At 69.0% G+C, this 18,312-nt stretch carries 20 protein-coding genes; 16 read left to right on the forward strand and 4 right to left on the reverse strand.

The annotated features are described in order from the left end of the window. Positions 1 to 24: 24 nt before the first annotated feature. Positions 25 to 702 (reverse strand): HAD family hydrolase, encoded by a 678-nt coding sequence (locus LNW71_RS18355; RefSeq protein WP_250972054.1) that lies wholly within the window; start codon positions 700 to 702, stop codon positions 25 to 27. 222 nt (positions 703 to 924) lie between these two features. Between LNW71_RS18355 and LNW71_RS18360 the strand changes: the two genes are divergently transcribed. Further along, complete coding sequence (locus tag LNW71_RS18360) at positions 925 to 3,504, forward strand: bifunctional FO biosynthesis protein CofGH (RefSeq protein WP_250969225.1); 2,580 nt, start codon at positions 925 to 927, stop codon at positions 3,502 to 3,504. A 150-nt stretch (positions 3,505 to 3,654) separates the two neighbouring features. On the opposite strand, the gene LNW71_RS18365 is transcribed toward LNW71_RS18360, so the two are convergent. Together LNW71_RS18365 and eccE are read right to left on the reverse strand one after the other, a co-directional pair. Further along, complete coding sequence (locus tag LNW71_RS18365; RefSeq protein WP_250972055.1) at positions 3,655 to 4,335, reverse strand: hypothetical protein; 681 nt, start codon at positions 4,333 to 4,335, stop codon at positions 3,655 to 3,657. A gap of 85 nt (positions 4,336 to 4,420) precedes the next feature. Further along, complete coding sequence (gene eccE, locus LNW71_RS18370) at positions 4,421 to 5,599, reverse strand: type VII secretion protein EccE (protein WP_374119528.1); 1,179 nt, start codon at positions 5,597 to 5,599, stop codon at positions 4,421 to 4,423. Between the two features lie 317 nt (positions 5,600 to 5,916). Here eccE and eccB point away from each other — a divergent pair, with 317 nt between their 5' ends. The 15 genes from eccB (at position 5,917) to LNW71_RS18445 (ending at position 17,541) form a co-directional block, all read left to right on the forward strand. After that, positions 5,917 to 7,464, forward strand: coding sequence for a type VII secretion protein EccB (gene eccB, locus LNW71_RS18375; RefSeq protein WP_250969227.1), 1,548 nt, complete (start codon positions 5,917 to 5,919; stop codon positions 7,462 to 7,464). A gap of 179 nt (positions 7,465 to 7,643) precedes the next feature. After that, positions 7,644 to 8,774: a type VII secretion-associated serine protease mycosin gene (mycP, locus tag LNW71_RS18380; protein WP_250972056.1), complete on the forward strand. Its 1,131-nt coding sequence runs from the start codon at positions 7,644 to 7,646 to the stop codon at positions 8,772 to 8,774. 158 nt (positions 8,775 to 8,932) lie between these two features. Further along, positions 8,933 to 9,280, forward strand: coding sequence for a WXG100 family type VII secretion target (locus tag LNW71_RS18385; protein WP_250969228.1), 348 nt, complete (start codon positions 8,933 to 8,935; stop codon positions 9,278 to 9,280). 41 nt (positions 9,281 to 9,321) lie between these two features. After that, positions 9,322 to 9,603 carry a WXG100 family type VII secretion target gene (locus tag LNW71_RS18390; protein ID WP_250969229.1) on the forward strand — a complete coding sequence of 94 codons (282 nt, stop codon included), beginning with the start codon at positions 9,322 to 9,324 and terminating at the stop codon, positions 9,601 to 9,603. Between the two features lie 111 nt (positions 9,604 to 9,714). Next, positions 9,715 to 10,179: a hypothetical protein gene (locus tag LNW71_RS18395; RefSeq protein ID WP_250969230.1), complete on the forward strand. Its 465-nt coding sequence runs from the start codon at positions 9,715 to 9,717 to the stop codon at positions 10,177 to 10,179. 31 nt (positions 10,180 to 10,210) lie between these two features. Beyond that, entirely contained in the window at positions 10,211 to 11,098 is an 888-nt protein-coding gene (locus tag LNW71_RS18400) for a hypothetical protein (protein WP_250969231.1), read from the forward strand. A 771-nt stretch (positions 11,099 to 11,869) separates the two neighbouring features. Next, positions 11,870 to 12,841 (forward strand): S8 family serine peptidase, encoded by a 972-nt coding sequence (locus tag LNW71_RS18405; protein ID WP_250969232.1) that lies wholly within the window; start codon positions 11,870 to 11,872, stop codon positions 12,839 to 12,841. Positions 12,842 to 12,849: 8 nt separating this feature from the next. Beyond that, positions 12,850 to 13,077 carry a hypothetical protein gene (locus tag LNW71_RS18410; RefSeq protein WP_250969233.1) on the forward strand — a complete coding sequence of 76 codons (228 nt, stop codon included), beginning with the start codon at positions 12,850 to 12,852 and terminating at the stop codon, positions 13,075 to 13,077. Between the two features lie 67 nt (positions 13,078 to 13,144). Beyond that, positions 13,145 to 13,891 carry a hypothetical protein gene (locus LNW71_RS18415; RefSeq protein WP_250969234.1) on the forward strand — a complete coding sequence of 249 codons (747 nt, stop codon included), beginning with the start codon at positions 13,145 to 13,147 and terminating at the stop codon, positions 13,889 to 13,891. Positions 13,892 to 13,911: 20 nt separating this feature from the next. Next, complete coding sequence (locus LNW71_RS18420; protein ID WP_250969235.1) at positions 13,912 to 14,211, forward strand: hypothetical protein; 300 nt, start codon at positions 13,912 to 13,914, stop codon at positions 14,209 to 14,211. A 15-nt stretch (positions 14,212 to 14,226) separates the two neighbouring features. Continuing rightward, positions 14,227 to 14,964 (forward strand): hypothetical protein, encoded by a 738-nt coding sequence (locus LNW71_RS18425; RefSeq protein ID WP_250969236.1) that lies wholly within the window; start codon positions 14,227 to 14,229, stop codon positions 14,962 to 14,964. A gap of 96 nt (positions 14,965 to 15,060) precedes the next feature. After that, positions 15,061 to 15,396: a hypothetical protein gene (locus LNW71_RS18430; protein WP_250969237.1), complete on the forward strand. Its 336-nt coding sequence runs from the start codon at positions 15,061 to 15,063 to the stop codon at positions 15,394 to 15,396. 217 nt (positions 15,397 to 15,613) lie between these two features. Next, positions 15,614 to 15,976 (forward strand): hypothetical protein, encoded by a 363-nt coding sequence (locus LNW71_RS18435; RefSeq protein WP_250969238.1) that lies wholly within the window; start codon positions 15,614 to 15,616, stop codon positions 15,974 to 15,976. Positions 15,977 to 15,994: 18 nt separating this feature from the next. Continuing rightward, positions 15,995 to 16,594 carry a PH domain-containing protein gene (locus LNW71_RS18440; RefSeq protein WP_250969239.1) on the forward strand — a complete coding sequence of 200 codons (600 nt, stop codon included), beginning with the start codon at positions 15,995 to 15,997 and terminating at the stop codon, positions 16,592 to 16,594. Positions 16,595 to 16,779: 185 nt separating this feature from the next. Then, the gene (locus LNW71_RS18445; RefSeq protein ID WP_250969240.1) at positions 16,780 to 17,541 is read left to right on the forward strand and encodes an SDR family oxidoreductase; all 762 of its coding nucleotides are present in this window, start codon (positions 16,780 to 16,782) and stop codon (positions 17,539 to 17,541) included. Between the two features lie 34 nt (positions 17,542 to 17,575). Here LNW71_RS18445 and LNW71_RS18450 read toward each other — a convergent pair whose 3' ends face one another. Continuing rightward, complete coding sequence (locus tag LNW71_RS18450) at positions 17,576 to 18,184, reverse strand: TetR/AcrR family transcriptional regulator (protein WP_250969241.1); 609 nt, start codon at positions 18,182 to 18,184, stop codon at positions 17,576 to 17,578. Positions 18,185 to 18,312 lie beyond the last annotated feature (128 nt).

The following is an 18,312-nucleotide window of genomic DNA, read 5'->3' on the forward strand; positions in this document are numbered from 1 at the left end:
GCGGGCGGCTGCGGGCGTGGCCGGCTACACGGCTCGTAGCGCCCTCGGGCGGGGCGAGGGCGGGGTCTTGTTCAGGAGCGGCGGGAGGTCCGTCAGGGCGTTGATGCGGAAGTCCGCGGTGTCGGTCACATCCGGGTGGTCCGCCCACCAGTGCCCGCACGGCCCCCGCCGGATGTGCGCCGCCAGCAGCCCCGACGACTTGGCCGGGAACAGGTCGTTCGCCGGGTGGTCGCCCACGTACAGCGTCGACCCGGGGTCCGCCCCGGACACCTCCAGTACGCGGGCGAAGAACTCCGGGTCCGGCTTGGCCACGCCCCACTCGTCCGAGGTGACGACCAGGTCCGCCGGCAGGTCCAGCGCCCGCAGCAGCTCGCCCGCCCGCACCGTCCCGTTGCCGGCGACCAGCACCCGTACGCCCAGCGCGCGCAGTTCGGCCAGTGCGGGCCGTACGTCCGGGTAGAGGTCCGACTCGTCGAGGTGCTCGCCACGCCCCGCCGCGGCGCGTGCCAGTGAGGCCTCGGTGACGTCTATGTCGGGGCGCAGGATGGACAGCGCGTCGGCGCTGTCCCGGCCCTGGACGACCGCGGCCCCGACCAGCGCACTCAGTGTGTGCGTCGGGACGCCGAGCCAGTTGGCCCAGGAAGCCCAGTAGCGGTCGTCGCGGATGAGTGTCTCGCCGATGTCGAAGACGATCGTTTCCATCACCGGGCCGAGCCTACGGGTCGAGGACCGCTGCGCGGCCCAGGCGCCAGGGGGCACGAGAGCCCTGTCCGGCGGGGATCTCGCGGCCCGGTCGCCGGGGCCGCGAGAGCCTGTCCGGCGGCGATCATGGCCGGGACCGCGCCCGGTCCGCCGTAGGGACCCGAGCGCGGCGCGGGAGATCCGGCCGGTCACCGGCCCACTGCTCGCTCGTATGCTCGGTTCATGACCGATCCTCAGCGCGGACGCCCCACCACCAACTCCATGCGGCGTGCCCTCAAGCGCGCCCGCGACGGTGTCGCCCTCGATGTGGCCGAGGCCGCCGTCCTGCTCCAGGCGCGCGGCGACGATCTGACGGATCTCGCCGCCTCCGCCGCCCGGGTGCGGGACGCGGGCCTGGAGGCGGCGGGCCGGCCCGGTGTCATCACGTACTCCCGGAAGGTCTTCATTCCGCTGACCCGGCTCTGCCGGGACAAGTGCCACTACTGCACCTTCGTCACCGTGCCCGGCAAGCTCCGGCGCGAGGGCCACGGCATGTTCCTGTCACCGGACGAGGTCCTCGACATCGCCCGCAAGGGCGCGGAGACGGGCTGCAAGGAGGCGCTGTTCACGCTCGGCGACCGGCCCGAGGACCGTTGGCCCGAGGCGCGGGAGTGGCTGGAGGCCGAGGGGTACGACGACACCCTCGCCTACGTACGCGCCATGGCGATCCGCGTCCTGGAGGAGACCGGCCTGCTGCCGCACCTCAACCCCGGCGTGCTGACCTGGACCGACCTCCAGCGGCTCAAGCCCGTCGCCCCGTCCATGGGCATGATGCTGGAGACGACCGCGACCCGCCTGTGGTCCGAGCCGGGCGGCCCGCACCACGGTTCCCCGGACAAGGAGCCCGCCGTGCGGCTGCGCGTCCTGGAGGACGCGGGCCGGTCCAACGTGCCGTTCACCACCGGCATCCTCATCGGGATCGGCGAGTCGTACGAGGAGCGCGCCGACTCCCTCTTCGAGCTGCGCAAGACCGCCCGCGCCTACCACGGCATCCAGGAAGTCATCGTCCAGAACTTCCGCGCCAAGCCCGACACGGCGATGCGCGCCATGCCGGACGCGGAGCTGGAGGAACTGGCCGCCGCCATCGCCGTCGCCCGTCACATCCTCGGCCCGTCCGCCCGTATCCAGGCCCCGCCGAACCTCGTCGACGCCGAGTACGCGCTGATCGTCGGGGCCGGGATCGACGACTGGGGCGGGGTCTCGCCACTCACGCCCGACCACGTGAACCCCGAGCGCCCCTGGCCGCACATCGACGAACTGGCGGCGAGGACGGCCGAGAGCGGCTTCGCGCTGCGTGAACGGCTCACCATCTACCCGGAGTTCATCCAGCGCGGCGAGCCCTGGCTCGACCCGCGTCTCCTCCCACACGTCCGCGCCCTCGCCGACCCGGAGACCGGGCTCGCGAAGGAGGGGGCGATCCCCGTCGGCCTGCCGTGGCAGGAGCCCGACGAGGGGTTCAACGCCTCCGGACGCACCGACCTGCACCGCACCATCGACACCGAGGGCCGCACGGCCGACCGCCGCGACGACTTCGACGACGTGTACGGTGACTGGGAGGCGCTACGCGAGGCCGCGGCGCCCGGCATGGTGCCGTCCCGCATCGACGGTGACGTGAAGGCCGCCCTGAGCCAGGCCGCGGACGACCCCACCAAGCTCACCGACGACCAGGCCCTCGCCCTGCTGCACGCGGACGGTCCGGCACTGGACGAGCTGTGCCGGATCGCCGACACGCTGCGCCGTGACGTGGTGGGCGACGACGTCACCTACATCGTCACCAGGAACATCAACTTCACCAACGTCTGCTACACCGGCTGCCGGTTCTGCGCCTTCGCCCAGCGACGCACCGACGCCGACGCGTACACCCTCTCCCTGGACCAGGTCGCCGACCGCGCCGCGCAGGCCTGGGACGTCGGCGCCGTCGAGGTCTGCATGCAGGGCGGCATCCACCCGGACCTGCCCGGCACCGCGTACTTCGACATCGCACGCGCCGTGAAGGAACGCGTGCCGGGCATGCACGTGCACGCGTTCTCGCCGATGGAGGTCGTCAACGGGGCGACCCGTACGGGGATGTCCATCCGGGACTGGCTGGTCGCCGCAAAGGAGGCCGGGCTCGACTCGATCCCCGGTACCGCGGCCGAGATCCTGGACGACGAGGTCCGCTGGGTCCTCACCAAGGGCAAGCTGCCCACGGCGACCTGGCTGGAGGTCATCAGGACCGCCCATGAGGTGGGCCTGCGCTCCTCGTCCACGATGATGTACGGCCATGTCGACCAGCCCCGCCACTGGCTGGGCCACCTGCGGACGCTGGCCGGCCTCCAGCAGGAGACGGGCGGCCTCACCGAGTTCGTGACCCTGCCCTTCATCCACACCAACGCGCCCGTCTACCTGGCCGGTATCGCCCGCCCCGGCCCGACCGACCGCGACAACCGGGCCGTCACCGCGATGGCCCGCCTCCTCCTGCACCCGCACGTCACCAACATCCAGACCAGCTGGGTGAAACTGGGTACGGAGGGCGCGGCCGAAATGCTCCGCTCGGGCGCGAACGACCTGGGCGGCACGCTGATGGAGGAGACCATCTCCCGTATGGCGGGGTCCAGTTACGGCTCGTACCGGTCCATCCAGGACCTGGTCGCCATCGCGGAGCTCGCGGGCCGGCCGGCGAAGCCGCGTACGACGCTGTACGGGGAGGTGCCGCAGGAGCGGGTCTCGGCCGCCGCCGCGTCGGACGGGCACCTGCCCGAGCTGCTGCCGGTGCTGCCTTAGGGGCCCTGGGGAAGGAAGGGGGGCGGCCCGTTCGCGACAGAGCCGGGCCGCCCCCTTCCTCCTTGCCGTCATGGGTGAGCGACGTCCCCGCCGCTGTCGTACCGCCCGGCCAGTGGGGCCGACGGAACGGCAGCAGGGGCAGGGAGCATGTCAGTCGAGGCGGCGCGGGCTCCCGAGAAGTCCGGTCTCGACGTCGGTCGGGACCATTTTGACCAGCTTCCGGTGCTGGGTCGTGCACCACAGCATCATGTCGTCACCGAGTGAGGGCAGCGCTTCCGCCTGCACCGGGGGCAGCCCCAGGAGGCGCCCGAGGATCGCCGCCTCCTCGGGGGAGACCCGCTGGATCCCGACGAGTCCCGCGTTCTGGACCAGCCTCGGTGACGTCGGGCCCAGGAACGGCAGCAGCGTCAGCACGGACTGCCACGGTCCGGGCGCCAGCCGGCTGCGCGGCGGGCGCATGCCGCAGTCCCGCACGATCAGGACGGGACTGGTGACGGACGCGCCCTGCGGACCGACCTGTTTGACGTCGTGCACCGTCATGCACTGCTGGCCGCCGCCGGCAGCCTGCGCGAGCCCGGTCCACGCCTGCGGCCTGGCCGTCTCGACGGCGACGCGCGCGCCGGTGCCGGCCGTGCGCAGCGCCACCACCTGCGCCGACCACAGACTGCCGATGACCACGACATCGAGTTGAGCGGGACGGAAGAGGCCGAGCACTGCGGGCTGCCTCTTCGCGTCGACGCCCACCACGACCCCGTCGTCGCCGAGCGGCAGTGACAGCGCGGCGAGCTGTTCCACGGGCAGCACGTGCCGGTCGCGGCGCGGGCCGATCAGTCCGAACCCGGCCCTGCCCGCCGGGTCGCCGGTGGTGCGGAAGCATTCGGGCCGGCGGGGGCGGAGGGCGTCATCCGATGGGTGTTCAACGGGTACCTCCGAGGGGCAAGGTGGCCAGCACGCCGGGGACCTGTTCGCGGTCGAGCCGTACGAGGTTGACTTTCACACCGCGTGCGGCGCGCTCCAACTGCCGTCGCACCGAGACGAGTTCGTCGCTGCCGCGCGCGGTGAGCCGCACGTAGCCGCTGACGGCCGGTGTGCCGCCGGTGCCGCGGGACACCGCCAGGCTGAAGGTGCTGGCCGACGCGGGCATCGACGTCAGGAGCGCCACCAGCTGTGCCGAGGGCACCGCGTCCGCGCCCAGGTGGGGCCAGCGGCCGACCCAGTAGGTCGTGTGCCAGCGGTCGTCGCAGCGCCAGGCGCGGGGGGACTCCGCCGTGCGCCGCGACGCCACGTCTGCCCGCATCGCCTGCGTGCTGGCCTGGGGATTCACCCCGGCCGATGTCGCGAGTGCGGACGTCACCTGCGCCTCGGTCAGTACCGAGGCGTCGAAGCCCGCCCCGGCCAGCCGGCTCGCCAGCTGATCCGTGGCCCGCAGGAGCGCGCGCTGCGCTCCGCCGACCCCGCCGCCGCGTGCGCTCACCGCCTCCGGGCACAGCTCCGGGTCGAGTTTCAGCGCGATCCATGTCAGCCGGGTCGCCGGGGTGCCGGCCAGGGCCTGGAGCGGTGCGTACGACCTTGCCGCCGCGGCCTGTTCGGGCACGTGGGGGCCGGGCGCGGGCTGCGTGTGCTGCACGACCTGTACCGACTCCAGCCGGATGTCGTCCACCTCGAGGGCTTCGTGCAGCAACCCGAGTTCCAGCGGCCGGGCGTCACGGGCCGTCCGCAGCGGTTCGTTCCGCGGCTGCACGAGCAGCAGGGCCGTCAGGAACGTCCCGTCACCCACCATCCCTATGGCGCGCTCGCTCTGCCGGTCGGTGTAGGTGTACGTCCGCAACGCCGCCTCGCACTCGACGACCGGTGCCAGCGCGGGATCCACGCCTTCGGCGGACCACGGTCGTCGCGCGGCCGTCAGCCGTCCGCGCAGCGCCATGACCGCGTGGAGCCACTCCATCACCGGCCGCCCACGCCGCCGCAGAAGTGCCAGTACCACCAGCCCTGCCGCAACCACGCCCATCGGGACCAGCAGGATCCTGTTCGTCACCCACGCGATCAGCATCAGCGCGGCGGCGACTTCCATCAACACCACCTGGTGCAACCGCACCCCGCCTATGCGTCCCGGCCTCGGGTGCACACTCATCACTGCAGTCGTCGCGCTGCTCATCCCCCGGTATGTCCTCCGTGTCACGGCACTACGGCGTCTGCGAGTCGGCCGGCCGCCATCGGCACACCGGCCCGCGACCGCCAACTGTCCCACGCCCGGTGCTGACGGAGTCGAACGGGGGTTCGCGGTGCGCCCTGCCGGGCAGGCGCGTTGGCCGGCTCCCCCAAGTACGGACCCGCACGGCGGTGAACGAGCGTCGGCGGGCATAGTGGGTGCCGCTCGCGAGGCAGCTATAACCACGGGGAGAAAAAGGGCAGATGGCATCACGGCGGGACGAACTCAATGCCTACACCTTTGCGAAGAAGCGGCTGACCGCCGCCTTTCTGCAACCGTCCGCCGTCGGTACGGACGAGGGGGCGCCGCGCCCGCTGCGGGCCGTGCTGCCGGGCGTGGTGGTGGGTGCCCTGCTGGTGGCGGGCTTCGGGGCCTGGGGCATCTTCAAGCCCAAGGTTCCGGACGGCTGGGACGACCCCGGCGCCCACGTCATCGTCGGCAGCGAATCGACGACCCGTTACGTCGTCCTGGAGACCGACGGAGTCAAGCGCCTCCACCCCGTACTGAACTTCTCCTCCGCGAAACTGCTCCTGGACCCGGAAAGTTCCTCGGTGATCCAGGTGGACGAGTCCGAGCTCGACAACGGAAAGCTCCAGCGCGGCCCCATGCTCGGCATACCGTACGCACCCGACCGGCTGCCCAGCGGGGACGACGCGGGCCGGAACAAGCTCTGGGCGGTCTGTGAGCAGCCCGGCGGCGGCGCCGGCGGCACCGTGCAGAAGGCGGTCTTCCTGCTCGCCGACCGGGAGGCGGACAAGGTGGGCGGCAAGCAGCAGCTCCACGCGGGCCAGGCCCTCTACGTCGAGGCGGACGGCGAGGACGGCACGCGGTACCTGGTGGACTCGGACGGCACACAGCACGTCATCGGGGCCGGCGGCAACAAGCTCTCCGCCCGGGACGAGGTGCTGCGCCGCTCGCTGTTCAGCGAGGGGGCCAAGCCCCAGAAGGTCACCAAGGACTGGCTGGGCACCCTCCACACCGGCGCGCCGATCGACTTCCCGCGGCTGCCCGGCAAGGCCGGTGACCCGGCCGGCGTCACTGGCCTGGACCCCGCCCTGAACAAGGTGGGCACCGTTCTCAAAGCCGTGGCAGGCACCGGCATGCAGCAGTACGTCGTCCTGCCGGGGTCGGTCGCCCCGGTGTCCGACCTCGTCGCCCGGCTGCTCCTGACGAGTCCGGAGGCGGCCGTGCTGGGCCAGAAGGCACAGGCCACCGAGGTCGGACCGCAGTCCTTCACTCCCTCGCCGGACGAGTTCTACGCGAAGTACGGCTGGCCGGAACAGGTCCCGACACAGGCCAACGACACTTCGGCCCGGACCGGCACCGTCTGCAACGTGCTGCACGGCGTCACCGCGGCGGGCAGGCCGAAGCTGACCACCTGGGCCGGAGCCCGCTATCCGGTCGCCTTCCTGGACGGGGCCACCAGCGCTTACGTCACGCCCGGCAGCGGTGAGCTGTACCGGCAGTTCAACGGTTCGTCCCCCGGCACCGGGTCGCTCTTCCTCGTGGCGGACACCGGGCTGCGTTACGCCGTGCAGACGAACAACGACAGCAGTGCGGACCCCTCCAAGATCGGGGCCGACGCGAAGCCGCCGACGGCGGAGGAGCAGGCTGCCGACGTCAACAAGGCCCAGACCAGGCTCGGTTACAAGGACGTCAAGCCGTTGCCGGTGCCGGACAACTGGTCCGCCCTCCTGCCCAAGGGGCCCCGGCTCGACGCCAACAGTGCCAAACAGCCGCAGAGCTCCTGAGGACGGGGAGAAGGAAGCGCGTGATGACCACTCGCAGTGGATTCCGTTCCTCGGCCGTCGTGCTGCTCCTGATGTGCGCGACGGGCGTCGGCCTGCCGGGGCTCGCACCGGCGCCGGCGGCAGCTCAGGACACCGACCCGCAATCCGGCTCCGAGGCCAGCGGTGAGTGCACCTTTCCCATGAAGAAGCAGATCAAGGGCCGTCCCTGGGCGCTCCAGCGACTGGTCTTCGACCAGCTCTGGCAGGACACCAAGGGCAAGGGGGTCCGGGTCGCGGTGATCGACACCGGTGTCGACGCCACGAATCCGCAGCTGAAGTCCGCCGTCGACCGGGCGTCCGGGACCGATCTGCTGGGGCCGCCGAAGGACGGGGCCCAGGACCCGGCCGCGGGTGCCTCGAAGGGCAAGGGCAAAGGAGGCGACGGCACGACCGATCTCATCGGCCACGGCACCAAGGTCGCCGGTATCATCGCGGCCCGCCCGCGTCCGGGCACGGGGTTCGTCGGTCTCGCTCCGGAGGCGACGATCATCCCCGTCCGGCAGAACGACGACAAGGGCAGCGGCACTGCCGCGACGATGGCCGCGGCCATCCGTCACGCCATTGCGAAGCGCGCCCGCGTCATCAACATCTCCCAGGACACCGTCCAGCCGCTGCGAGCCGACTCCGACCTGGCGCTTGCCGTGCGCGAGGCGCTGAACCACGACATCGTCGTGGTCGCGTCCGCGGGGAACGACGGCCTCGCCGGCAAGGTCAAGGCCACGTACCCGGCGGCCTATCCGGGTGTCCTGGCGGTCGCCGCCTCCGACCGCAACGACGAGCGGGCGCCGTTCTCGCAGACCGGAGCCTTCGTAGGGGTCGCAGCGCCGGGCGTCGACATGGTGTCCACCGTTCCCAAGGGCGGCCAGTGCGTCGACAACGGCACGAGCTTCTCGGCCCCCTACGTGGCCGGGGTCGCCGCCCTCATACGGGCCGAACACCCGCGGTGGACCCAGTCGCAGGTGGTCGCCCAGATCGAGCAGACCGCCGAGCGCGCGGTCAAGGGGCGCGATGACTTCATCGGTTGGGGAGTGGTCGATCCGGTGCGCGCCCTCACCGACGACGCACACCCGGTGAACGCCCCCACCCCGGACCGGGCCGTGTCGGACGGCCCCGTCGGACCGGAACCGATCGCCCTTCAGCTGGGTGAGACCCGGCAGGAGCGGTACGAACGGATCTCGGTCTATGTGCTGGCCGCCACGGGCCTCCTCCTCGCAGTGATCGCCGGAACCGCGATCGTGCTGCGGGATCGTCGCCGCCGACGAACAGGGTGAATAGTCAACAACTGTGCAAGCCGGGGCCTCTGTTGGATTCCGTGGTGGTCGCAGCTAAAGTGATTATTGACAACTTTGGTTTGATGTACGTGCGGAATCTGACAGTCAGGTGACGGTCGGGTAGTACGCAACATCCGATTCATGGGGGAAGGTGCGTTGTGGGAGACAAACTCAAGCTTTCAGCTGATCAGATCGACAAGCTCATCAGCGAGCTCGGCAATATGCACGACACGCTCGAGAGCAGGATCAGCCACCTCAACGGGGTCATCGACGCCGTCGAGGGCCACTGGAAGGGCGTCGCGGCCAACGCGTACAACGGCCTCCAGACGCAGGTCAACCTCGATGTGCGCAACCTGAAGGAGCTTCTGGCCTTCACCAAGGAAGCCGTGACGGCGAGCCGTGACGGCTTCGACGCCGAGGAGATCGAGCGGCTCAACAGCTTCAAGGGCGTCGGCGGCGAAGACCTGGGCAGCAACGGTGTCCTGGACCGGTTCCAGGTCTCTTAGTAACCCGTCCCAGTCCCGCCTCGCATCAAGGAGACCGTTCCATGGAGATTACGTACTCCGGCGTCGTCGAAGCCTCGAACCAGGTCAAGACCACCGCCAACACCATCAAGACCCAGCTCGACGAGCTGAACACCAAGGTCAAGGCCGTTGTTGCCACGTGGGACGGTGAGACGCAGCAGGCGTTCCACGACCGTCACAGCACCTGGGACATCAAGGTGAACCACATGCACGAGACCTTGCTGACCATCTCGACGAAGCTCATGGAAGCCACAGAGGGCTACCGCGCGAACGACCTGGCCCAGGCCAGGCGCTTCCACGGCTGACCCAGGCTCAGATGAATCACGACGGAACCGGCGGGCTGTGGGTGTGGGATGCGGTCACCGCATCCCACACCCACGCCTGCGGTTCCGCGGCACTTTAGGGGAGGTGCTCGCATGAGACCTGAACTTCCGGGCGACGGATCACCCGCGTCCGATCTGGCGACGCCCAGCGAGTCTCTGCAGAAGTTCAAGATTCGCGTGGACAAGCTGCTGACGAAGCTCGACGGCTCACCGGCTGCGCACAGCCGCATCACCGAACAGAAGATCACCCCCGCCGCGTACGGCACCGGATTCCCGGAAGCCATGGGACTGTCCAGCGCCTACGACATGGTGCACGCGCGCCTGACGCTGATGTCGAAGACGCTCGGTGATCAGCTGGAGGCGATGGGCATCACGGTCGACCTGGCCGATCGTGGCTATGAGAACGTCGACCAGGAACATTCCGAGCGCCTGCACGCCATCCAGCAGCGCACGGAGATCTACTACAGGAAGCCGGAACCCGACAAGGACTCCGATGCGCCTGCAGGGGGCAAGGACAAGCCCGGCGACGGTTCGTCCAGCGGTACGGACGGCTTGTAACACCTGAAGTGAACGGGGGACAGGGATAACCATGGGCGAGAAGCTGCCACCACTCAACGCCTGCTACAACACCAGTGACTTCGAGAACGCGTCGTACCAGGAAATGCTCAACATGGTCACCGGCGTCAACGCCACGGCGATCATGGCTCGGGGCACCGCCCTCGTCGACGCGCAGACCGAGATCGAGAAGATCGGCACCGAGCTCAAGGAGCACGTCGGCCGCACGACCTGGAAGGGTGCGGGCGGCGACGCGTTCCGCGAGTGGGGCAACGACTTCGCCAAGGAGACCCTGAAGCTGGCCGACTACGCCGGCACCGCGGGCAGCTCGCTTCAGACGGCCGGCCAAGCCCTCAGCGAGGTGGCCAAGGTGGTTCAGGGGCACCCTGACGCCGTGGCGATGTGCTACGCGGACGAGGCGAAGGAAAAGGCCCGGATCAAGGCCGTCGAGACGGCGCGGAACGAAGCCATTCCGCAGATGAACAAGCTCGCTTCGTATTACATGATGGCGGAGCAGTCGATCTCCTCGCAGGAGGAGCCGAACTTCAAGCCGCTGCCGAATGCGGCACTGCCGGACACTTCGGTTGACACCTGGCAGACGGGTTATGGGTCTCCGGGAAATGCCTCCGGAAGCACGGACTCGGTGACAAGTCCGCAGAGCGGGCACACGTCGACGGTCGATCACCAGTACAGCACCGTGCGTCCCGATGGTGTCAGCCCGTCCTCCCCTGACGGCACACCCGTCGGCCACACGCCGCAGCACGTTGGCGCGGTGCCCGGGGCCCCGGACACCACGGGGACGAACATCGACACGGTGACGATGCCGGACGCCCCGACCCCTACCACGACCCCGCCCACTGGTGGATTCCCCCCGCAGGGCCGACAGGCGGTGGACACCAGACACCTCTTCCGCCGGTGGTGATGCCTTCGCGTACGGGCTCGTTCGGGCCGGGCGACGGCATCGGGCGTATCTCCCCCAACGGGCCTGGCGGCAAGGGTGGCGTGGAGAGCGTCCGGCCTCCGGCGGGCACCCCGGCAGGGGCGGCGTCGAAGGCGTCCGGCCTCCCATGGGCACTCCCGGCCGGGGTGGCGTCGAAGGTGTCCGGTCTCCGATGGGAACCCGGACCGACACCGGCATCCACGGCGGTACGCCGGCCCAGGGCGGCCGGAGCGGGGTCGGCCCGGCCCGGGGCACCTCGCGCGGGACGGTCATCGGTGGCGAGAAGCCGTCGACCGGCCGCGGAATGATGCAGGGCCACGCCGGTGGCGCCCCCGGGATGGCCGGGGGGCGGTCCGGTGGCCCAGGCATGGGTGGCGGCTCGCAACGCCGGGTCACCGAGCCGGGTGGCACCGTGCGGACACCACGCGGAACGCAGCCGGGAGCGGGACGGGAATTCACCCCAGGCGGCAGCGGGCTCGTCCGTGAGTCGCCGCGATCGGGCGGAGCGATGGGTCCGATGGGCGGTGCCATGGGCGGGTCCCAGGGCACCCGGCGACGTTCACAGCGACGTGACGGCGAGAGCCCGGATTACCTTGCAGAGGACGAAGAGACCTGGGGCACGGGGGACGACGGTGTGGTTCCCCCCGTGATCGACTAGAGCCGGTTCCGGAGCGGCGACGCCGGACGGCGGACAGAGAACGAGTGGGTGGCATGAGGTCAACGGTCAGGCATCACCGCAGGCGAGCGTCGGCGGTGGTGTCCGCGCTGGGTTCCCTGCTCCTCCTCGGTGGCGCTATCGCCCCGACCGCATCGGCGGACACGATGCGCGATCGCGAGTGGTACCTGGACCGGATGCAGGCCGCCGAGATGTGGAAAGTCAGCACCGGTAAAGGGATCACTGTCGCTGTACTCGATACCGGCGTGATCCCCTCCGTCCCTGAACTGACGGGGAAAGTGCTCACCGGAAAGAACTTCGTCGAGCCGGAGCGGGGTGCGCACAAGGACAAGGACGGGCATGGCACCGCCATGGCGATGCTCATCGCGGGTAATGGGGTGAACGGTTCGGGTGTGAAGGGTCTTGCGCCAGACGCGCAGATTCTCCCGTTGACCGTTTTCGGATCTTCCAAAGAAGCAGGCACCAATCACCTCTCGGCTCTGCTTGATGCCATCCGGTACGCCGCTGACAGTGATGCAAAGATCATCAACATGTCGTTGGCATGGGAATACTTCATGCTCGATAACGGCGAGCGGGCACAGATTCAACAGGCCGTCGATTACGCCGTGGAGCGCGGAAAGCTGCTTCTGGCGGGGAGCGGCAACACCGGCGACTCGGGCAACTACGTCGGGTACCCGGCGGCTACCGCCGGGGTGGCGGGCATCGGGGCAGTCGACAAGACATCCTCGGTCACGAAGTACTCGGTGTCAGGACCCCAGGTGGCGCTTGCCGCCCCGGGGGAGGACATCCCGATCCGCTGTGTCGACGGCAAAGCGGGCTACTGCAACAGCGGCGGCACCAGCCAGGCAACCGCCATCGCCTCCGCCTCCGCCGCCCTCATCTGGTCCAAGCACCCGTCCTGGACCGGCAACCAGGTCCTCCGCGTCCTGATGAACACCGCGGGCAAGCCGACCGAAGGCAAGGTCCCCAGCCGCTACATCGGCTACGGCACTGTCCGCCCCGGCTGGCCGTCCTCGGCGACCCCGGAGACCCGGGCCCGGCCGACGTGAACCCCCTGGTGGCTGCCCGGTCGCCGAAGAAGTCCCCGTCGCCCTCGGCGTCGGAAGCCGGCGGTTCCGGCTCCTCGAACGCTTCGAAGCAGCCTGCCTCGTCCGCCGCCTCCGAGAAGTCGGATGACGGCAAGGGTGTTGGCGCGATCGTCTGGATCATCGTCGGAGTCGGTGTGGTCGTCGTTGTCGGCGCGGTGCTCCTGCTGCGCCGGAGAACCGCCGGTCTCCAGCGTTGAGTGCGGGTTAACCCGCACCGCCCCCCATTCGAAATCATCTGTACGCCATAGGCCAGGAGGAGGCATCGTGGACGACGAATTCATACGCGGCCTGCAGCAGTTCCAGGAGCAGGCACTGAACCTGCAGAGCATGATGACCGACATGCAGAACCGGATGCCGCAGGGCGCCGAAGGAACGGACGCCCAGGGTGCCGTGACTGTACGGCTGGCGGCGGACGGGCTTCCGGAGTTCATCCGGGCCGCATCGGACTGGCAGCGTCGGCAGGATCCGACGGCTGTCGGGGCTGCTGTCAGCGAGGCTTACGGAGCGGCCATGAGCCAGCAGATGACGGCATGGGCCCAGGCGCTCGAGGATGGCAACTGGCAGGCCAAGGCAGACCAACTGGACAGCCAGGCGCCTCAACCGGCCCCTCCCACGGGGCAGCCCGACATCCCCGAACGGGACCTGCGCTATGTCATCTCCCGCCCCCTCGACGAGCTGGCCGAGGATGTCCTTTCGGCCTTCGACGTGGTGGACCGGATGGACGAGACGGCGTCCGAGCCGGCCGAGGTCGAGGGAACGTCCGCTGGCCGCCATGTGACCCTCGTGGTGACCAAGGGCGCTCTGCGCTCCTGCGAGGTGGATCGGCAATGGGCGGCCGGACAGTCGTACATCGGACTGAACCAGGCTTTTGAAGAGGCCCTCGGTGATGCCAGGGCCAAGCTGAGCAGGACTGAGGCTGCAAGCGCGGACGGCATTGCAGGCCTGCAGGTGGACAGTTTGCTTGATGAGGCGCTGGCCATACTCCGAAATCCGCAACGTTTCATTGACTGAGTTTCGAAGGGTAGGTCGAAATGGCAGATCTGAAGCACATCACCGACGCGCTGCGGACCGAAGCGGGAATGTGGGATAAGCAGAGTGCTTCCATGGGGGAGGTGGCCCGCGCGACCGACGGGATGAGACTGACACGCCTCGAGGCCGGCATCTTCTTTCTGGTTGTCTCCAACTACAACGAGGCCATCGATCACATCTCGGCCCGATGCTTTGAGGGAGAAGGCCGCATGGCGGAGGTCGCGGATGCATTGATCAAGAACGCGAACGCCTATGACAATCACGAGGCAGAAACCACCAAATCCGTCGAAGACGCCTACTGATAAGAGGAATTCGCAATGGCATTCAATGTGGCTCAAACGCAGGCGACAGTAGAGAAGTTGAACTCCGGCGTTACGAAGATGTCGGCCAAGCTGGATCTCATCGGCCCGGCCGTCGAAAAGGCGGTTAACCATTGGTACGTTCCGGATGCCATCGCCAAGCCGTTGATCTGGGCTGCAAACAAGTTGATAGAGCTCGGATGCTGGATCCGGGACAAGGTCGTCGAATGCCTCAAGGGCGCTGCCGCGCCAGTGATGTTCTTTTTGGATGCGCAGGAATGGCAAGGGCCGTCGATCCGGGGGAAGGTGTCGGGCGTTGCCGGAAACGTCGCGGGGGAAGCGCTCATGGCACCCCTCAGCTGGACGGGCGAAGGCGCCACAGCGTACGTCGGGGCCGTGAAGGGTCAGCCCATCGCAGCCACTCAGATCGAGACGACTTCCGATAAGCTTGCCACGGCATTGACGCTTTGCGCGGTGGCCGGAGCGGCATTCTATTTGGCGCTGCTGGCCGTTGTGATCAAGGCCATCCTTATTATGATCGCGGCAGCCGCTGCCGCGGCCACCGGCGTAGGGGCGCCGGTGGGATTTTTGGCTGCCGTGGGCGAAGCGCTGTCGGATGCCGGCATCATCGGCGGACTTGTGGTCGGGGTGGTGGGGGTGCTCACAGCGCAGGCTGGTCAAATAGCCGTTGCCAAGGGTGAAGCAAACGACAACAGCGCCTTCCGGGGAGGCAAGTGGCCGTCCGCGACTGTTTGATGTAGGTGCGGCGCTGCCGAATTGATTCTGCTAGCTCGGCAGTTCTTCATAATGCCGGGAAGGCAGGATCTTCTGAATGACGGGTGATGGTTTCGCATGTACTGGATTCGAGTACCGCTTTGGTGTGCCTCCCTGGCTTGCTTCTATGTGGTGTTCGCTGTTCGGCCTCATAGTCTGCCGCTGCTGATCCTTCTTTACGCCCTGTTCGTTCTCCTTCCGAGCTTTGCCGAGGGATACGCGCAGCGGCGGCGTCAGAAGGACTGGTACGGACAGTTCGGGTCCATCGACGCATTGCGGTCGATCGTGACGGACGAGGCGGAACTTCGCCGGATCCGTGACGAAAAGGGGTTGCTGGTGGCTGCCCGCCGGTTCAGGCGCCAATTTCCTCGGTGCCCTTTGCCCGAAGCCCTGAAGCTCGTTCAGTCGCTGTGACCGCTCACGCCCTCTCCGTGGCCACCCAGGTCGGAACAGGCACTCCTGAGGCCGCCATGGGCCCGACGGCTGTCCGGTGCCGGCAGGGTCTCTGCGTCGCGCCGGGCCTCGGCACCTGGCTCAGTGCAACGGCACCCGGCGTCGCGACCGTGACGCCGGGTTTGCGCATCCCGGGACCGGGCGCGTGAATTCTCGGATCGACAGAACAGGTGGCCTGATGCGCGTATCGCGGGTAGTTCTTTGGGGCGTTGGCCTGGTGGCGTTGGCAGGTGTCTTCTTCTCGTTGCAGTCGGGTCTCCCCAAGGCTGTCTGGATTCTCTGCATCGTCCTGGCTGTGGCCTGCCCGACAGCGGCCGAGGGGCGTTCTGCATGGCAGACACCGGGTGGGCGCCGAGCGGAACAACGCGACTGGTACGCCGCCAACTTCGGCTCGATCGACGCGCTGCGGCAGGCCACTGACGAGCCGGGTCTCCGTCGCATCCGTGACGAGAAGGGGGCTGCGAATGCGGTGCGCGAGGTCAAGCGCCAGCACCCCAAACTTCCGCTGGACGTGGCGGTGACGCTCGTCAAGGCGCTTTGAGCAGGAGAAGAAAACACCATGACCACTCCCTCCCACACCACCGAAGGGCTCTCGCTCCCCGCTGAGCGGGCGCGCCGCGGCGGGTTCTACCTTGTGCTGATCCTGGCGGCGATGCTCTGCCTGGTGCTCCTCGAAGGACTCGTCTTCTTCGTGGTCGGCGTGCTGATCATGGGTGAGGACACGGGGTTCATGGGTGAGCCGGGCGTCGCCGGATATCTGGGACTGCCGCTGCTGGGAGGTGTGGTGACCCTGCTGCCGCTGCTCGCCCTGGTGTCGCGTTATCCGGCCCTGCGCATCGATCCGGTGGGCATGAGCAAGGTGCAGCGCGGGGGCACGGAGACCGTGCGGTGGGCCGATATCGACCAGGTCCGGTTCAACAGCAGGCAGAGCCTGCTGCTGCTGGTCCTGAAGGAGGGGGCTCTCCCGGAGCAGCGGATCGCCGGTGGAGGCCCGAGGGCGGTTGTTCTCCACTCGCTCGGAAACTCCCTGTGGCGCCGGCGGAGGCCGCAGCACCCTGCCCTGATCATTGACGCGGTCGAGCGTTTCGCTCCGGGAAAGTACACCGCCCAGCCCTGGAATGGCCAGGACGGTGTCAGAGGGGCCGGCGCCCCGGCGTAGCCGAGGCATGCGGGGTCCGGGGGCACGCGGTTCGGGGGCGCCGACAGTTTTGGACTTGCAGGTCCATTTTTGTCGTCGCACAGTGGCAGCGCGCCCTGACAGTCATGGGCGCCCCGACCGGTCGAACGCCTCAGGCGATCCGGCCGTCCGGTTCCGCAGTGGCGAACCAAACAATGGAGAGAACCATGTCTGTGCGGCTTGCGGGCAAGACCGCCCTTGTCACCGGAGCGACCAGCAACCTCGGGCGTGCCATCGCGGAGGCCTTCGCCGCCGAGGGGGCGTACGTCGTCGTCTCGGGCCGCAGTGCCGAGCGCGGCGCGGAGGTCGTCGACGGGATACGTGCGCGCGGTGGCCGCGCGGAGTTCGTGCGGGCCGACCTGGACGGCAGCGCCGACGCTTCGCAGGCGCTCGCCCGGGAGGCCACGCGGGTGCTCGGCGGGCGCATCGACGTTCTGGTCAACAACGCCGGCGTCTACCCCCGCAACACCACGGTGACCGTTGACGAGAAGACCTTCGACCAGGTCTACGGAGTCAACGTGAAGGCCCCGTTCTTCCTGACCGCCGCCGTCGCGCCCGCCATGGTGGAGGCCGGTGGCGGGGTCATCGTCAACCTGGGTTCCTGGATCGCGCGGCTGGGCATTCCAGGCGCCCTGTACAGCTCCACAAAGGGGGCGGTGGAGACGCTGACCCGGGCCTGGGCCGCGGAGTTCGGGCCGCAGGGGGTCAGGGTCAACGCGATCTCCCCGGGTGTGGTCCAGACGCCCGCGCCCGGCGAGACCCACCCGGGCGAGATCATGATGAAGGGCACCCCGGCCGGGGTGATGGGCACCCCCGGCGACATCGCGAACGCAGCCGTCTACCTGGCCAGTGACGAGTCCTCGTTCGTGCACGGCATCGTGCTCGACGTCGACGGCGGCCGTACCGCCGTCGCCGTCATCGCCGCCTGACACACGCACGGCAACGGTCCCGGGAGCAAGCCGCTCACTCCGCGGCGCCGCCCGCGCGGCGCAGGTCCGCGATCCCCTGGTCGAGAGCGGCGCGCAAGTGCGTGGAACGGCCCGTCGACAGCAGGATCGACACGCCTCCCTGGATCCCGGCCAGCAACGCCGCAGCCCTCGCGTCGGCATCGAGATCGGCGGGAAGCGCACCGGCGGCCTGCAGCGCCCGGACGCCCGCCGCGAGGCTCTCCTGCCAGCGGCGCAGCAACTCGACCACGATCGCCCGCGCCCCGGGAGTCGAGCGCCCGATCTGAAGAAACAGCGAGCCGAGTGGGCACTGGTCCCCCTGCGCTTCGTAGCGCCTGATCACCGCGTCGCGCCACTGTTCCCAGGACTCCCACGAGTCGAGGCGGCCCAGATAGGGCTGCTGGTCCTCCAGGACCTGGTCCGCCTCGAACTGGGCTACGGCGAGGAGCAGTTCGTCCTTGCCTGTCGGAAAGTAGTGGAACAGCTGGCTCTTGCTGGTGCCGGTCCGCACCATGATGTCGTCGAGTGTCGCCCAGGCGACACCTCTCTCCCGCAGCACCGCTGCGGCCCCCTCGACGATCCGGCTCCGCGTCGCCTTCCCCTTCGCCGTCAGCTTTCCGGGCACCGCCCACCTCCATGACCGTAATGGACTCTTCGGTCCATTATGGTGCCGGCAGGTCTCGGTGAACGCAGTCCGAGGCATGGCAGGTGTTTGTACGGAGGAGGGGCCGGCCCCGATCAGGGCCGGCCCCT

Source organism: Streptomyces sp. RKAG290 (genome assembly GCF_023701695.1).
Taxonomy (GTDB): domain Bacteria; phylum Actinomycetota; class Actinomycetes; order Streptomycetales; family Streptomycetaceae; genus Streptomyces.

What these genes read in the sequence shown, in the direction of transcription:
- LNW71_RS18430 (WP_250969237.1), top strand. Translation starts at nt 15,061, where the DNA reads ATGTACTGGATTCGAGTACCGCTTTGGTGTGCCTCCCTGGCTTGCTTC.
- LNW71_RS18355 (WP_250972054.1), bottom strand. Translation starts at nt 702, where the DNA reads ATGGAAACGATCGTCTTCGACATCGGCGAGACACTCATCCGCGACGAC.
- LNW71_RS18395 (WP_250969230.1), top strand. Translation starts at nt 9,715, where the DNA reads ATGAGACCTGAACTTCCGGGCGACGGATCACCCGCGTCCGATCTGGCG.
- LNW71_RS18440 (WP_250969239.1), top strand. Translation starts at nt 15,995, where the DNA reads ATGACCACTCCCTCCCACACCACCGAAGGGCTCTCGCTCCCCGCTGAG.
- LNW71_RS18360 (WP_250969225.1), top strand. Translation starts at nt 925, where the DNA reads ATGACCGATCCTCAGCGCGGACGCCCCACCACCAACTCCATGCGGCGT.
- LNW71_RS18390 (WP_250969229.1), top strand. Translation starts at nt 9,322, where the DNA reads ATGGAGATTACGTACTCCGGCGTCGTCGAAGCCTCGAACCAGGTCAAG.
- LNW71_RS18445 (WP_250969240.1), top strand. Translation starts at nt 16,780, where the DNA reads ATGTCTGTGCGGCTTGCGGGCAAGACCGCCCTTGTCACCGGAGCGACC.
- LNW71_RS18435 (WP_250969238.1), top strand. Translation starts at nt 15,614, where the DNA reads ATGCGCGTATCGCGGGTAGTTCTTTGGGGCGTTGGCCTGGTGGCGTTG.
- LNW71_RS18400 (WP_250969231.1), top strand. Translation starts at nt 10,211, where the DNA reads ATGGGCGAGAAGCTGCCACCACTCAACGCCTGCTACAACACCAGTGAC.
- mycP (WP_250972056.1), top strand. Translation starts at nt 7,644, where the DNA reads ATGAAGAAGCAGATCAAGGGCCGTCCCTGGGCGCTCCAGCGACTGGTC.
- LNW71_RS18425 (WP_250969236.1), top strand. Translation starts at nt 14,227, where the DNA reads ATGGCATTCAATGTGGCTCAAACGCAGGCGACAGTAGAGAAGTTGAAC.
- eccB (WP_250969227.1), top strand. Translation starts at nt 5,917, where the DNA reads ATGGCATCACGGCGGGACGAACTCAATGCCTACACCTTTGCGAAGAAG.
- LNW71_RS18420 (WP_250969235.1), top strand. Translation starts at nt 13,912, where the DNA reads ATGGCAGATCTGAAGCACATCACCGACGCGCTGCGGACCGAAGCGGGA.